The 238-nt window shown below is 46.2% G+C and carries 1 protein-coding gene; it reads right to left on the bottom strand.

Translation table 11 applies throughout. The features are described 5' to 3' along the window. Nucleotides 1–188 (bottom strand): hypothetical protein (locus Q4528_RS15925; protein ID WP_303522724.1); only part of this gene is annotated, 188 nt, incomplete at its 3' end. Between the last annotated feature and the right edge of the window lie 50 nt (nt 189–238).

Raw genomic sequence — 238 nt, 5'->3', positions numbered from 1 at the left:
GCTCGTGGCAATGGAAAACGTTTATCCCCTAAACTGATTTCTTCTTGCAGCCTTGGTTGGCTGGGCTCAATCACTGTTTCAGCACTTTGCTGCATAATCATTTGCAGCATTGAATCCAGATCATTGCTCATGGCTGCAGGTTGAGTATCTTCTAATTGAGCGGCCATTTTCTGTTCAATGGCATGCACCCGTTGTCTACACTCGGTGCAGTACTCCAAATGGGCACTTACCATAATGC

It is taken from the genome of Staphylococcus pasteuri, from assembly GCF_030547725.1.
GTDB lineage: Bacteria > Bacillota > Bacilli > Staphylococcales > Staphylococcaceae > Staphylococcus > Staphylococcus pasteuri.
The sequence above is the reverse complement of the archived record's forward strand: the minus strand, read 5'-3'. Positions and strand labels throughout refer to the sequence as shown.